The 14,508-nt window shown below is 69.8% G+C and carries 13 protein-coding genes; 3 read left to right on the top strand and 10 right to left on the bottom strand.

What is annotated here, in order from left to right:
- Nucleotides 1–26: 26 nt before the first annotated feature.
- Together ACQBAU_RS02235 and ACQBAU_RS02230 are read left to right on the top strand one after the other, a co-directional pair.
- Nucleotides 27–1,016: an aldo/keto reductase gene (locus ACQBAU_RS02235; RefSeq protein WP_434548605.1), complete on the top strand. Its 990-nt coding sequence runs from the start codon at nt 27–29 to the stop codon at nt 1,014–1,016.
- Nucleotides 1,017–1,159: 143 nt separating this feature from the next.
- Nucleotides 1,160–2,233: an SGNH/GDSL hydrolase family protein gene (locus ACQBAU_RS02230; RefSeq protein ID WP_434548606.1), complete on the top strand. Its 1,074-nt coding sequence runs from the start codon at nt 1,160–1,162 to the stop codon at nt 2,231–2,233.
- A gap of 796 nt (nt 2,234–3,029) precedes the next feature.
- On the opposite strand, the gene ACQBAU_RS02225 is transcribed toward ACQBAU_RS02230, so the two are convergent.
- From ACQBAU_RS02225 to ACQBAU_RS02205, 5 genes are all read right to left on the bottom strand, one after another.
- A complete protein-coding gene (locus ACQBAU_RS02225; protein WP_465255354.1) occupies nt 3,030–4,100 on the bottom strand; it encodes a LacI family DNA-binding transcriptional regulator in 1,071 nt (356 codons plus the stop codon).
- 46 nt (nt 4,101–4,146) lie between these two features.
- The gene (locus ACQBAU_RS02220) at nt 4,147–5,772 is read right to left on the bottom strand and encodes an extracellular solute-binding protein (RefSeq protein WP_465255355.1); all 1,626 of its coding nucleotides are present in this window, start codon (nt 5,770–5,772) and stop codon (nt 4,147–4,149) included.
- 144 nt (nt 5,773–5,916) lie between these two features.
- Entirely contained in the window at nt 5,917–6,690 is a 774-nt protein-coding gene (locus ACQBAU_RS02215) for an MBL fold metallo-hydrolase (protein ID WP_434548609.1), read from the bottom strand.
- Nucleotides 6,687–7,364, bottom strand: coding sequence for an NUDIX hydrolase (locus ACQBAU_RS02210; RefSeq protein WP_465255356.1), 678 nt, complete (start codon nt 7,362–7,364; stop codon nt 6,687–6,689). The genes ACQBAU_RS02215 and ACQBAU_RS02210 overlap by 4 nt, the downstream gene beginning before the upstream one ends.
- 35 nt (nt 7,365–7,399) lie before the next feature.
- Nucleotides 7,400–8,533 (bottom strand): serine hydrolase domain-containing protein, encoded by a 1,134-nt coding sequence (locus tag ACQBAU_RS02205; protein WP_465255357.1) that lies wholly within the window; start codon nt 8,531–8,533, stop codon nt 7,400–7,402.
- Between the two features lie 84 nt (nt 8,534–8,617).
- Between ACQBAU_RS02205 and ACQBAU_RS02200 the strand changes: the two genes are divergently transcribed.
- The gene (locus ACQBAU_RS02200) at nt 8,618–9,184 is read left to right on the top strand and encodes a PadR family transcriptional regulator (RefSeq protein WP_465255358.1); all 567 of its coding nucleotides are present in this window, start codon (nt 8,618–8,620) and stop codon (nt 9,182–9,184) included.
- 10 nt (nt 9,185–9,194) lie between these two features.
- Here the strand turns inward: ACQBAU_RS02200 and ACQBAU_RS02195 are convergent, their stop codons facing one another.
- The 5 genes from ACQBAU_RS02195 to ACQBAU_RS02175 all read right to left on the bottom strand — a co-directional run bounded on the left by ACQBAU_RS02195 (nt 9,195) and on the right by ACQBAU_RS02175 (nt 14,500).
- The gene (locus ACQBAU_RS02195; RefSeq protein ID WP_465255359.1) at nt 9,195–10,532 is read right to left on the bottom strand and encodes a hypothetical protein; all 1,338 of its coding nucleotides are present in this window, start codon (nt 10,530–10,532) and stop codon (nt 9,195–9,197) included.
- 13 nt (nt 10,533–10,545) lie between these two features.
- Entirely contained in the window at nt 10,546–11,517 is a 972-nt protein-coding gene (locus ACQBAU_RS02190; RefSeq protein WP_465255360.1) for a hypothetical protein, read from the bottom strand.
- 188 nt (nt 11,518–11,705) lie between these two features.
- Nucleotides 11,706–12,776 (bottom strand): LLM class flavin-dependent oxidoreductase, encoded by a 1,071-nt coding sequence (locus tag ACQBAU_RS02185; RefSeq protein ID WP_465255361.1) that lies wholly within the window; start codon nt 12,774–12,776, stop codon nt 11,706–11,708.
- Between the two features lie 74 nt (nt 12,777–12,850).
- Nucleotides 12,851–13,306, bottom strand: a complete 456-nt coding sequence (locus ACQBAU_RS02180; protein ID WP_465255362.1) for an SDR family NAD(P)-dependent oxidoreductase — start codon at nt 13,304–13,306, stop codon at nt 12,851–12,853.
- A 102-nt stretch (nt 13,307–13,408) separates the two neighbouring features.
- Entirely contained in the window at nt 13,409–14,500 is a 1,092-nt protein-coding gene (locus ACQBAU_RS02175; RefSeq protein WP_434548617.1) for a Gfo/Idh/MocA family protein, read from the bottom strand.
- Nucleotides 14,501–14,508: the final 8 nt, after the last annotated feature.

Raw genomic sequence — 14,508 nt, 5'->3', positions numbered from 1 at the left:
CGCAGGCGATGGGGGACGATGGGGGCATGATCCTGCCTGGGACCGACATCACGTTGCCACCGATCGCGGTCAGCGCCATGTACTGGGGCACGCGCATCACGATCGATCACGCCCACCGACTGCTCGACCACGCCGTCGACGCGGGTGCCCACTTCGTCGACACCGCCGACAACTACGCCTTCTGGCAGACCGGCGGCATGGGTGGTGAGTCCGAGTCCTGCCTCGGCACCTGGTTCGCCACCCGGGGTCCGGCCTCCCGGGACCGGGTCACCGTCGCCACCAAGGTCGGTGCGCGGCCGGCCTCGCCCGGTGGGTGGCCCGCCGACATCTCCGGCCTGTCGCGCGACGCCGTGTTCTCGTCGGTCCGAGCGAGCCTCGAACGCCTCCGTACCGACCGGGTGGAGTTGGTGTACGCCCACCTCGACGACCGCGCGGTCGCCATGGCCGAGACCGTCGAAGCCCTCCAGGAGGTCGTGGCGCGTGGGTGGGCCCGGGCGTACGGACTGTGCAACCTGACCGCCGACCGGTTCGACAGTGCGCTGGCGGCCGTCGGCACCGGACCGCCGCCGGCGGCGCTGCAGGGCCTGCACACACTGTTGGTGCCCGCTCCCGACGTCGACATCGCGCCACAGGTCGCCCTGGACGAGCAGCACCTGCGCCTCTGCCGTGCGGCCGGGGTGATCCCGGTCGCCTCGTCGACCCTGCTGCAGGAGAACGACACCCGCGACCTGCAACGACTGACCGAGGCGTACGAGCATCCGGTGCCGACAGCGTTCGACCGACCCGGCATCCGGCGACTGCAGCAGACGGTGGCCGACGTTGCCACCCGGACGGGCCTGTCCGCCGGCCAGGTGGTGCTGGCCTGGCTCGCCGGTGACCCGGATCCGGTGCTGCCGGTCGTCGGGATCTCCGAGACCGAACAGGTCGACGCCGCCCTGCGTGCGGTCACCACCGAGCTGCCCGCCGAGGACCGGGCACGGCTCGACACCGCTCGCGCCGAACTCGGGCACGCCTGACTGCCGGTTCCGGCAGCAACGCGGCGGGGACCTTCCCAACCGTGGCCGGGCTTGGCAGGATCACCAGCGGAGAGCCCCCCACCTCGCCGGCAGCCGATCCTGATCACCCAGGGCGAGCACGCCGGGCCGAAAGGACCTGCCCCATGTCGCGCATCCTGTCGCGGACCCTGCGTACCGTGCTCACCGGCGTGGTCGCCGCCGCTGCCGCCCTCGGTTCGGTGACCGTCGCCCACGCCCAAGGCCCCGGCTACGTCGCCCTCGGCGACTCGTACAGTTCGGGCACCGGCACCCGGACCTACTACGACGACGGCACCGACTGCCAGCGGTCACCGAAGTCGTACGCGGCGCTGCTGGCGAGCCGGTACGCGCTGGACCTGACGTTGGCCGCCTGCAGCGGTGCCACCACCGCCGACGTCACCAACCAGCAGTTGTCCTCGCTGCGGTCGACCACCCGCCACGTCACGATCACCGTCGGCGGCAACGACGTCGGGTTCGCTCCCGTCCTCACCGAGTGCGCGAAGCCGGGTTGGTGGGGCGACTGTGAGGGCGCGATCGAGGACGCGCTGGCCGTGGTCAACCAGACCCTGCCCGGCCGGCTCTCCTCGTTGAACTCCAAGATCAAGGCACGGTCCCCGCAGGCGACGGTGGTCGTGTCGGGGTACCCGCACATCTTCAACGGGGACGACTGCCACGTGGCGACCTTCTTCTCCCCCGGCGAGCAGTCCCGACTCAACGCGGCCACCGACCGGCTGAACGACGTCGTACGCCAGCGCGCGGTTGCCGCCGGCTTCCGCTACGCCAGCCCGGTCGCCGCCTTCGACAACCACGCCTGGTGTGACGACAACGAGTGGATCAACGGCCTCTCGTGGCCGATCTCGGAGTCCTACCACCCCAACGTCGCGGGCCACGTCGGCTACTCGAACGTGTTCGGACCCCGGATGGGGGTCAGCTCGACGCTGCTGACCAAGCAGGCCCGTACGACGTCGCTGGCGACCACGCCGTCGCTGCCGCCGGCCACCGGACGCAGCGAGTCCGTCACCGCGCCGGACCTGTCGAGCGCCGAGGCGGCTCGGGCAGCCAGCCGGGCCGGGATCACCGACGACGAGCTGGCGCAGCTGCGTGCCGCCCAGCGGCGCGGCGCCGGCAACGCCGAGTTGGAGTCCCTCAGCGCCCGGACCCACGCCAAGGCGCAGGCCCGCAACCGGACGGCCCGCTGACCCGCTCGTCTCGACGCACGTCGAGCGCGTCGAGCCCGTCGAGACACTCCCGACCGCACTGGGTTCAGCGAGCGGGCGCTTGGCGAGGCAAACACGTGACTCTGACCACTCCAACCGCCCGCTCGGTGAGCCGCCAGCTCTCCAACCGCCCGCTCGGCGAGGCGGCACCTCTCCAACTGCCCGCTCGGCGAGGCGGCACCTCTCCAACTGCCCGCTCGGCGAGGCGCCACCTCTCCAACTGCCCGCTCGATGAGGCGCCACCTCTCCAACTGCCCACTCGATGAGGCGCCACCTCTCCAACTGCCCACTCGATGAGGCGCCACCTCTCCAACTGCCCACTCGATGAGGCGCCACCTCTCCAACTGCCCACTCGAGAACGTCGAGGCGCTCCCGTACGCCCGTCGAGCCCGTCGAGGCGCTCCCGTACGCCCGTCGAGCCCGTCGAGACGCCCCCGACGCGCACTGGGTTCAGCGAGCGGACAGTTGGCGAGGCAAACACGTGACTCTGACCACTCCAACTGCCCACTCGATGAGGCGACACCCCTCCAACCGCCCACTCGATGAGGCGACACCCCTCCAACCGCCCACTCGATGAGGCGACACCTCTCCAACTGCCCACTCGGCGAGGCGACACCCCTCCAACTGCCCCATCGGCGAGGCGACACCCCTCCAACTGCCCCATCGGCGAGGCGACACCCCTCCAACTGCCCACTCGAGAACGTCGAGACGCCCCTCGACAGGCTCGGGGAACGGCAGGGACAAGCTCGGGAAACGTCAGGGACAAGCTCAACGAGCGTCAGGCCGGGGCTGCGAGCGTGGTGCCAGGCACCGGCGGGCAGGGCAGGACGTCGCGGTGACCGGGCTCGACCCGGCCGTCGAGGATCTCCAGCAGCAGCGTCACCGCTCGGCGGCCCATCGCGTGCCGTGGCACGGCCAGGTGGGTCCAACCGGCGGTCGACGCCTCCCCGGTCGGTACGTCGAGGCAGGCCACGGACAACTGCTGCGGCAGGTCCATCCCGGCCTCCCGGGAGGCCACCGTGACCTGGTGCGCCCGGTGGCCGTCCTCGACCACCAACAGGGTGTGGTCGGCCGCCACCTCCCGCAGCCAACTGCTGGTGATCACGAGCTCCGTACCCGCCACCCGGTCCGTCGTGATGCCGTGCGCCGCCGCCTCCCGGTCGAAGGCGGTACGCCGCTCCCGCTGGGGGCTGTACGAGGCGTGGTTCATCACGTACTTGACCGAGCGGTGGCCCTGCTCGGCGGCGGTTCGCACCAGCGTGGTCACGCCGCCGTCGTAGTCGGTCGTCACGAACGGCAGCTCGACACCGGGCAGCTCGCGCCGGCCGACGCAGACGAACCGGTACCGCTCCTGCGCCAACTGCAGCATCTCGGCGTCGTCGCGCTCCATGCCGAGCACGATCGCGCCGTCGGCCAGCCGCAGCCGGTTGGTGCCGCCCGCGTAGATCGAGCGTCGACCGTCGGGCTGTTGGGTGCTGGTGAACAACACCAGGTCGACACCATCCTCGGCGGCCTGGGCCTCGATGCCGGCGAGGAAGTCGTGGTAGTAGTCCTGGCTGCCCACCGGGAAAACCGATTCGTACGTGTGAACCCCGATCAGGCCGTTCCGGCCACCCCGCAGGGAGCGGGCGGCGGCGTTGGGGACGTAGTTGAGCTCCGCCGCCGCAGCCCGGATGCGCTGCTGCACCGCCACACTCAGCTTCAGCTGGTCGGCCTTGCCGTTGAGGACCACCGAGACGGCCGACTGTGACACCCCGGCGAGCTGGGCGATGTCACGCTGACTGACCCCCCGCTGACCGACCCCGCGCTGACCCACCCCCCGCTGACCCACACCGTCGACCGCCATCATCCCCCCGGACCGTTGCCGTGGTGGCGAGGTACCCCGGTTGCGGGCCTCACTCCTGCTCGGCGATGGCCTGAGCGTACTCCTCGGCGATCTGGTCGCCACCATCCTTGCGCCACTTCGCGACGGCCGCATCGTATTCCTCGAGCGTGTTCCGCCCGTAGGTGACACCGTCGATCACGTCGCTCAGTTCGCGGCCCAGGGCGCTGCCCTTGCTGGCCTCGGTCTCGGAGTAGAGGCCGTGGGTCGGGTTCAGCACGAGGTTCTTGGCGACCCGCGTGTGCCACTCGGCCTGGATCCGGGCCGACTGCTCGTCGGTCGGCCCGATGATCGTCGGGGAGTCGACGACGTACTGCAGGTCGATGAAGTTCGACGTCCCGCTCTCGGTGAGGACGGGGAAACCGTCGGAGAAGGTGTAGTCCTTGCCCTCGACGCCGTACTTGCGGCGCAGGTGCTCGGCCGACCCGATCGGGGCGGCCAGGAAGTTCAGCACGTTGAGCGCGGCCCGGAGTTTGTCTCCCTCGAGCTTCTTGTTCACCACCGTGATGCCCTGGATGCCGGTCCCGGCATTCAGCGAGTAGTCACCACCACCGTCGTACTTGGGCAGCACCATCATCGACAGCTTCGACACGTCGCCGTCGAGCATCCGCACCAGCAGCTCCCAGGCCGCGTACCCGTCGCCGAGGAAGGCGGTGTTGCCGAGGCGGAAGTACTCCCGGTGTTGTGCGTACGGGGCGGTCGCGGCTTCCGGATGGGCGTACTCCTTGGCCACCCAGTCGGCCATGATGCCCAGCGCCTGCCGGTAGCGCTCGTCGGCGTACTGCGAGGTCAGCGTCCCGCCGGATTCGCTCCAGCCGTTGGGCCCGCCCAGCATGCTGAGGATGGCGGTCCGCATCGACGCCGTGTTGGAGAAGGCCCACCGGTCCTGCTTCGGATCGCTGACGGTGCGGACCATCTCCTCGAACTCGGCGAAGTCCTTCGGCTCCTCGGTGGCTCCGAGCTCGGCCAGGATGTCGGGCCGGGTGAAGATCGCGGCACCGGTGACCGCCCGGTGCTGCGGGACGGCCTGAATCGTGCCGTTGGCCCGGGTCCACCGCCATGACGCGGTCGGAATGTTCGCCAGGTACGGGAAGTCGTTGGCGGCGTCGCCCGACAGCAGTGGGCCGAGGTCGGCGAACTTTCTCTCCAACAACGCGGGCATCTCAGGCACCGGGCGCGGCAGGAACATGATGTCGGCCAGTTGATCGCCCGCCACCCGGGTGGGGAACACCTTGGTGTACTCCGACGACGGCACCGGCTGCAGCTCCACGGTGGTGCCGACGTCCTCCTGCAGCTGCTTCCAGAACGAGTTGCTGTCCGGACCCGTGGGCACCGGTTGGAAGGTCGTGTAGGCGATGGAGATCTTCTCCAACCCCTCGCCCGGCGGCGTGTCGAACACCTTCTCGGTGTTCTGCGGGTACGAGAAGTACGCGGGCATCACGATGTCGGTCCCCGGCACGTCCGGTTTGACCAGCTCGACCGGCGTGTACGCCGGCAGCACCGAGTCGCTGTTGTTGTTGCCCCCGGGAGGGTTGCCGTTCTCACCGGAGCCGCCTCCGGTGCCACAGGCCGCCAGTCCGGCCAGTCCGAGGCCGGCCGTCCCCGCGAGGACCGCACGTCGAGAGATTCCAAGGGCCACGATGGATCACTCCTGTGTTGCCGCTTGCTGCCCCGGGACCAGGGCCGCTCAGCGGTTGTCAGCTTCCCTGCCAACGCTGCTAAATCGTATGAGTGCAGGACTTTCGGGTCAAGGGCGGGTTCACGGTGATGCGCCGGGGGTCGATCAGGGGGTGCCGGTGATCCACGGGTCGTCGGGGTCCAACGCCCCCAGTCGGGCCAGATGGGCGGCGATGCTCGACCGCGCCGGGCCCAGCAGTCGGGCGTCGAGCCCACCGTGCACCAGGTCGGTCACCGCCACCACCCCGGAGGCACCGCCGTCGAGTGCCTGCTGCACCTGGGCGAGCCGTTCCCGACGGTGGGCGAGGTCGTGCCGCAGCCGTACCACCGGGTCCCCCACCTCCGGACCGTGCCCGGGCCGGAGCACGCTGATGTCGTGGTCCGCGGCGAAGACGGCCAACCGGTGGAGGCTGGCCAGTGAGTCGCCGACGTTCCCCTCGCCGTACGCGATCACCGAACTCCCGGTGCCCAGCACGGTGTCGCCGGTGAAGAGCGAGGCGGATGCCGGGTGGTGCAGGCAGATCGAGTCGTCGGTGTGCCCCGGTGTGCTGAGCACCCGCAACCCGGGGGCCGGTTCGTCACCGTCCCGTAGTGGGGCACCGCCGCGGTGACAGTGGACCGGGTCGGCGGCCCGGACCGTCGCCCCGGTCGAGGCCGCCAGTCGTGGGGCCAGGTCGGTGTGGTCGTGGTGGCGATGGGTGACCACGATGGTGGTGACCGCCGGCGCGGCAGCCAGGATCGCCGTCAGGTGCCGGTCGTCGTCCGGCCCGGGATCGATCACGGTGACTCCGTTGCCGGTGTCGACCAGCCAGGTGTTGGTGCCGGTGAGCGTCATCGGTCCGGGATTGGGCGCCAGCACCGATCGGACACTGTTGATCATGGTCGACCTCCGGCCGAACCGGCGGCCGGGTACACCCAGCACCAACCCTCGTCTCTGTCGTGGACGGCCGTGGGCAGGACGGTCCCGACCGTTCGGTCGGCCGCGATGTCGCGGGCGTGGTCGACGTCTCGCAGCTCCACCAGCTCGGTGATCATGGACGTGGCCGGGGGAAGCGCGGACCAGCGACCGGCGGCGAGTTCGACCAGCGCGTCCCCGGGCCGCACCCAGTCGGCCCACTCGGCCTCACCCGAGGCGTTCCCGGCCGTCGCACCAGCGGGCAGTGCGGCAAGGAAGAAGTGGGTGTCGTAGCGGCGCGACTCCCACGCCGGCGTGATCCAGTGCGCCCACGGTGCCAACGTGGGCTCGTCAAGATCAACTCCGGTCTCCTCGGCCACCTCCCGCACCGCGCACGCCTCAATGGTGGGATCGCCCGGTTCGCGGCCACCGCCCGGGAAGGCGAGCGTGCCCGCCGCGAACGGCATGGCGGGGTGCCGATGCAGGACGAACACCTCCAGGCCGCCTGCGGTGTCACGGAGCAGCAGCACACTGGCCGAGGCCCGAGGCGGTACGGGTTCGGCGGCCGGGTCGGCGAGGAAGTCCGCGGCCCGGGCGGCGACCGGCGCCCCCAACCGGCGGTCGAGCCGCGCCAGAATCGTACGGGAGTCGTTGGGCACGTACCCAGCCTAGGGGCCCGCGGGCGGCAGCCCCCTCACTGCGGCGAGGGCACCGGGGTGAACAGCTGATCACCGATCGGCGCGTCGATGGTCAGCCCACGAAGCACCATCGCGATCCGGCAGTGCGTCTGGAAACTGGCCTGCATCTGCTGCGTCCCGTGGAAGTTGATCACCACGTGCGCCTGCTGCTGCGGGTAGTGGAACATGTGGGTCGCGAAGGCCCCGACCCCACCGACGGGCTGCGGCAGGTTGGCCAGGCCGACCGGGAAGAACTCGTGGAATCGGATGGTCACCAGTCCGGCACCGTAGTGCAGGCCGGGCCGTCGTCGGCGCCGCGGCCGCGCGAGGTGGGCCAACAGTGTCGGCGAGATCAACTGCCCCGAGTGCAACGCCTGTTGGAAGGCGACGAAGTCCTCCGGCGGACCGACGATGCCGCCGCCGGCCCAGTCGAGGCTGACGCACAGGGCACGGCTCAGCTCGCGCCGTCCGATCCAGAACGGTGCGACCTCGAGCCCGGCCAGTTCTCCCGGAGCGACGGCGTCACCGTACGGCGTCGAGCTCCGCGCCATGCCCGCCGGCTCGAGCACCTGCTGCCGCAGCACCGTGTTGAACGGGTCGCCGGTGACCTCCTCGACCACCCGTCCCAGCACGACGAATCCCGTGTCGCAGTAGTGGAAGCGTTCCCCCGGTCGGCCGACGGCCGGCATCGCACGCGCCTCGTCGAGCAGCGCCGAGGGGGTCCACCTCCGGTCGGGGTCGGAGACCGCGCCGGTGATCGAGGCGGCGGAGCCACTGCCCCGTGGCGGTTCGAAGAAGTCCGGCAGCCCGCTGGTGTGGGTCAGCAGGCGCTCGATCGTCACGTCGGCGCCGACGTCCACCCCGGGGGCCGCCGGGAGCCCGGCGACCTCCGACCCCGGCAGCACGGTGCCGATCGGGGTGTCGAGGGCCAGTCGCCCCTGTTCGACCAGGCGGCCGATGAGCGTGGTCGTCATCACCTTGCCCACGCTGGCGCTGTGGAACGGCTTCGCCCGATCCCCGTAGCTGAACTCCACTCCCGGCGCGCGCACCAGCACCTGCGGCGCCGGTAGCGCCCCACGCCGCCGCGACACCCGGTCCAGGTGGGCGCGCAGGCCCCGCAGCCGCCGATCGAGATCGCGGTGGAACGACATGATGACCTCCCGAGTTGCGCTGACATCTCCTGTAGACATGTCTAGCAGACATGTCCATGGGGCACAATGCCCTAGGATGCAGCCATGTCGTTCGTGGTCCTGGGCCTGTTGCTGATCCGCCCGATGAGCCTGTACGACCTGATCAAGGGATTCGAGGCCGGGGTCTCGCTGTTCTACAGCGCCAGTTCGGGCAGCATCAAGCGCGCCCTGGACGGGTTGCTCGCCGCCGGCCACATCGCGGTGGCGGACACCGAACGGCAGGCCCGCGGCCGCAAGGTGTACGAGATCACCGACACCGGGCGGCAACACTTCCATGCCTGGCTGACCGGGGACCTGACCGGTTCCGACCTGGAGACCGCGGTGCTGTCGCGGCTGTTCTTCCTCGGCCACGTCGCACCGGCCGAACGGCTGGTCGTCCTGCACACGATCATCGCGCGCACCGCCGACAGCCTGGCCGAGCTCGAGTCACGCCGCGACGAGATCGCCGCCCTGCCCGTGCCGGACGAGTGGCGCGCCCTCGCGTTCCACCAACGCGCGGTGCTCGACTACGGCATCGCGTCGCACCGGCACTCACTCGACTGGCTGCGCGAGCACCTGGCCGAGACCGAACGGGACGAAACCGAACGAGCCGAAACCGAACGGGGCAAGTGATCCGAGCGGTTCAGCGCCCCATCTCGGCCAGTGCCGCGGCGACCAGGCGCTCCCCCGAGCCCGGCGCGGTCCACGACACCGGGCCCCGCCACGTCTCGTAGGCACCCTCAGCGCAGGCACGCTCGGTCGGGACGTACCCGATGTGGTCGTTGGCCAGTCCGACCACCGCGGTGATCGGATGGCGCGAACCGTCGCGGATCGCCAGCCCGTGCTCGACAAAGATCTCGCCGGGCAGCCCGACGATGCACAGGTCGCCGATGGTCATGATCATCACCGGCACCGCGGCACTTTCTGGCAGCTCGGCCATCTCCTGCAGTCGCGCGGCGTAGTGCTTGACCTGCTTCGGCGGGATCGGCATCCCCTTCACGTACGAGAAGGGCACGTCGTCGCGCCGGTCGGCCAGTGCGTCCGCGGCGATCTGCAGGTCCTCCGCGGTCACCAGGGCACGCTCCAGCTCCACCATGATCAACTTCGACGACACCGGCACGTCGGTGTGGCGGCGGGCCATCATCGACCCCGCTGCGGCGGCACCCGCCACCGCGGTCGCGACCAGTTCGGCACGGGCCACGTTCTGCTCCGGCACCGCCCGGGACAGGTCCACGTTGTTGATGTCACCGGAGCACCCGTTGGTGAGCTGGGCCCGTACGGGACGGCCCAGCAGTTGCGCGATCCGGTCGCCGAAGGCACCGAAGTAGTCGTTGCTGATCGAGGTGTCCCGGTCCGCGTTGACGTAGTGCAGCGACAGGTTGGCCCAGAACGCGATCGGCGTGCCGTCACGGTCCTCCACGATCAGCCCGGTGACCGTCGGGTCGATCGGCCCGGCCGGTTCGACGATGTCGTCGCGTCCTGTCCCCGGATTGAACTCGACCATGCCGTCGGTCCGCCGGAAGCGACGGTTGAAGCAGACGCCGTTGACCGGTGCCTGGCCGAAGCCGATCCGGGCCGGCCGGAGGTTGGCCACCGCGGCGCCGGCGGCGATGGCGATCGCCTCGGCCACCCGGACCAGGTACGCCGGATCCACCGTCGGGCCACCACCGCGGTGCACGGTCGCCGGCCCGAAGTGGGTGTGGGTCGCCGACACCATCACGTGGTCGGCCGGGACCCCGGTCCGTTCGGTGATCAACTCCTTGGCGCGGTCGACGATGTCGACCGCCCGCATCATCAAGATGTCGACCGACACCAGCACCACGGTGCTGTCACCCGATCGGAACGCCAACGCCTTGGCAGCCAAGGGTCGTTCGATCTTGTCGGCGAAGCGCGACTCGAAGTAGCCGCCGAGGTCGGTCCCCAGCGACGGGGTCGTGTCGGCCTCACTGGCGCCGGCCCAGAGGCCTCCGGTGTCGGTCATCGGTCAGCACCCCTCACGCGCTGGTGGTGTCGCCGTTGATGCGCGCGATCGTCCTCGCACCCATCTCGATCGTGCGCAGGTGGGTGTCGAGGTCGTTGGCGGTGGTCATCACCCAGGGTGCCTGCATGAAGCCCAGGAGCCGTTCCGGTGCGACGCGTTCCTGGCAGTAGTCGACGGTCAGGTCGAGGTTGTCCCAGGCGTTGTGCCAGCTGCTGCCGGTCGGGACCTGGTCGTACCCGTGGTCCTCCAGGTCGAGGTAGGCCAGGTGGTATTCGCGGTTGAGCACCCGCGGCCGGTCGAGCTCGTTCCCACCGAACCACAGGCCGTAGTACCAGTTGCTCTGCAGGACGTCCTTGGGCATCTTCGTGTAGTAGTCCTCGGGGTGGTGCCAGGCCGCGTCGGACCAGACCCACGGCCGCGCCCCCGCCTTGCGGGTGCAGTCGAGCATGAACTCCAGGTCGTGCCACCACAGCTCCCGGCGACGGATCACCGCGTACTGGTACCGCTGCTGGTGACCGTCGGTCTCCTCGTCCATCCCGAGATGGAAGTACTCCGGCGAGTCGAACAGCTCGGCCACCTCGGCGATCAGGTCGGCGACGACCTCGTAGTACACCGGGGTCGACAGCTGCCGGCCGTACGGGCCGAGCCAGGTGTCGTGCGAGGCCGAGAAGTTGAGCTTCGGGATCGGGGTCAGCCCCAGCTCACGCAGTCGCGCCAGCTCGGTCCGCAGTTGGTCGGTGCTCCACGCACCGTCGACCGCCAGCTCGGGATGCGACTCGTAGCGAATCGCCTCCCCGAGGTCGATCACGAGGTGGGTGAAGCCGGCCTTGGCGAGCTCGTGGGTGACCTCGTCCCACACCGCCTTGTGGGTGGCCAGCCGGGTCGTTCGGAAGGTGACACCCGGCAGCGACGGCTCGCCGGGCAACGGTTCCTCCCGGTCGGACCACATGTTCACGCCGAGATGGATCAGGTAGCTCCACATCATGGAACGACCCTGTCGGAAGCCGGTCTCCGATGGGGGCGAAGGGGCCCCGATGTCCACTCACCGGGATGGCAGGTCCGACGTCGGTTCCTCCCGGGGCAACGGCCACGGATTCGTACCCCACCAAGAAAATCGGGAACGAATCCGGCGTCGAGGGACGCAATCCCTCGGGTGCCGGCGCGGAGCGGTCGTCAGGCGGTCCCGGCGAGCAGCTCGCGCACCCGCGGGATCACCGCGGTGCCGTACAGCTCGATGCTGTGCAGCAGTTGCTCGTGCGGCATCGGACCGTTGGCGTACTTCAGGTCGAACCGGTCGAGGCCAAGCAGGCCGACGGTCCGGGCGATGCGGCGCGCCACCGTCTCGGGGGAACCGACGTACAACGAACCGCCGGCGACCTCGGCGTCGTACTCGTCGCGGGTCACCTCGGGCCAACCCCGATCGCGGCCGATCGTGTCCCGGTTGTGCTTGAAGTGGGGCCACAACTGATCAGCCGCCTCGTCATCGGTGTCGGCGACGTGCCCGGGCGAGTGCGCGCCGAGCGGCATCGGATCGACGTGCAACTCCTGCTGCGCACGGCGGTACAACTGGACGAAGGGCGTGAACCGGGCCGGGTCGCCGCCGATGATCGCCAACATCATCGGGATCTGCGACTGCACCGACCTGATCACCGACTCCGGCGAACCGCCGACGCCGATCCACGCGGTGAGGCCACCGGGCTTCTCCACCGCCGGGTACAGCACCTGCTCGGTCAGCGGAGTCCGGTGGGTGCCACTCCAGGTGACCGGGTCACCGCGGCGGGCCTGGGCGAAGATCGACAACTTCTCGTTGAACAGCACCTCGTAGTCGGCCAGGTCGTGACCGAACAGCGGGAACGACTCGGTGAACGAGCCACGCCCGATGATCACCTCGGCCCGCCCGTTCGAGATCGCGTCCAGGGTGCTGAACCGTTCGAACACCCGGATCGGGTCGTCACTCGACAACACCGTCACCGCGGTGCCCAGCTTGATCCGTTCCGTACGACCTGCGATCCCGGCCAGCACGATGTCGGGGGCGGAGATGGCGAAGTCGCTGCGGTGGTGCTCGCCGAGGCCGATGAAGTCGATGCCCACCCGGTCGGCGAGGACGGCCTGGTCGACCACGTCACGCAACACCTGGCCGTACGACTTCGGCTCGCCATCGGGGTCGACGGTCATGTCACCGAAGGTGTCGAGCCCCAACTCGACCGGGGTCCGAGGTGCCGGGGTCGTCTCGTCGTTGGCCATGGTGGCTCCCTTCACGAAAGCAGGCTGCTTGACGATTCAACCATCCGGCACCGCCGGACATTCCCGCCGTGGTGTCACCAGGCAACGGCACGGTTGCGGTCGATGAAGGTGCCCGAGGGTGCGTCGTCAGGCAGGACGGCCGCGGTGGCCACGACGGTGGCGGCCTGGGCCGCCGTCAGTGGTGCCTGGTCCCGGTTGATCGGGGTCAGGTCGGTCTGCACGAAGCCGGGGCAGACCGAGGTCACCTTGATCGGAGTGTCGACCAGCGCCTTGGCCAGGGCGATCGTGATGTTGTTGAGGGCCGCCTTCGAGCTCTGGTAGGCGGGCACGACCATGCCGTAGAACGCCGAGGCCGGATCAGTCACGTCCAACTGGACCGAGGTTGCCTCCTTCCCCAGTTGTCGCGCGGCCTCGGCGCCGGCGCTCGCGTCGCGGGCGCCGACGACGACCGTCATGCCACGCTCGGCGAGCTCCTCGGCGACCGCGCGGCCCAGGCCGCGGTTTCCTCCGGTGATCAGGGCTACAGTCACGATTCTCCTTCGTCGGGTTCGGAAGCCTTCCTGGCCCCGTACCCTGCAGTCGCCGCGGCGACCGAAAACGTGAGCCCCGACATCAGGAGAATCTGGGCAGGATCACTCCGCCTTGGCCGGGACGTCGGTGTCGTTGCGCACCATCGGCGGCCAGTCGTACGGCTCGTGCTGCAGTGCCGGACCGACGAACGCCGGGTGGTCGACGATGCCGGAGAGGTCGGCGACGGTACGGGACTCCTCCGCCTCGTACAGCTTCCAGATCACCTGCAGACCCTGGATGGACTGCTCGGGGTCGGTGGCCGGCGGCCGTCCCTGGTCGATCGCGTCGAAGAACTCGGTCACCTCACCCAACACGTTCTTGGTGATCGGGTGCTCGGCGAGCAGCGTCTCCTCGGTGCCGTGGATGTGGGTCAGCGTGCCGGCCCGGAAGTTCAACTCCAGCAGGCCTTCGGCGCACTGGGCGTGGATCGCGTACTTCAACCGCGACCCCTTCGCACCCCACGTACCGCCGTGGTAGCCGACGATCCCGTTCTCGAAGCTGATCACCACGTCACTGGTGCCCTCGCCCTCCATCCACGGGGTGCCGAGGTGGCTGCCGACGTGGACCCCCGAGGTCGGCGGGCCGCAGTACCAGAGCAGCAGGTCGACGTAGTGGCAGCCGTGGCTGACGAACTGGCCACCGCCGAGGGTCTCCTTCGCCAGTCCCCAGTGGCCGGGCTCGTAGCGGGTGTACTGCTCGGTCCAGATCGACATGTGGAACATCGGCCCGTACGCGCGGGTGTCGATCAGTTCCTTGAGCTTGAGCACCAGCGGGTGGTAGCGCATCGGGTAGGCCGTCATCAGCATGACGCCTTGGGCGTCGGCCTCGGCCTGCAGTTCGCGGCACTCCTGCTCGGTCAGTGCCAGCGGCTTCTCCATCAGCACGTTCTTGCCCGCCCGCAGGCATTCCATGCCGATCGGGTGGTGCAGGTGATGCGGCAGCACGGCGAGCACGCTGTCGACGTCGTCGAGCACCTCCCGGAAGTCGGCGGCCACCTTCGGCGCCCCCAGCGCGGCCGCCGCAGCCTCGGCCCGTTCGATGACGGGGTCGACGCAGGCGATCACGTCGACCCGGTCCGCCAGGTCGCCGAAGACCGCCTGATGTGCCTTCTCCATACCGCCGCAGCCCAGGATGGCCAGCCGGTGCTTGCTCATGATCATGT

The organism is Carbonicoccus niuqiaonis (assembly GCF_050157065.1).
In the GTDB taxonomy this organism is placed as follows: domain Bacteria; phylum Actinomycetota; class Actinomycetes; order Propionibacteriales; family Propionibacteriaceae; genus Avipropionibacterium.
The sequence above is the reverse complement of the archived record's forward strand: the minus strand, read 5'-3'. Positions and strand labels throughout refer to the sequence as shown.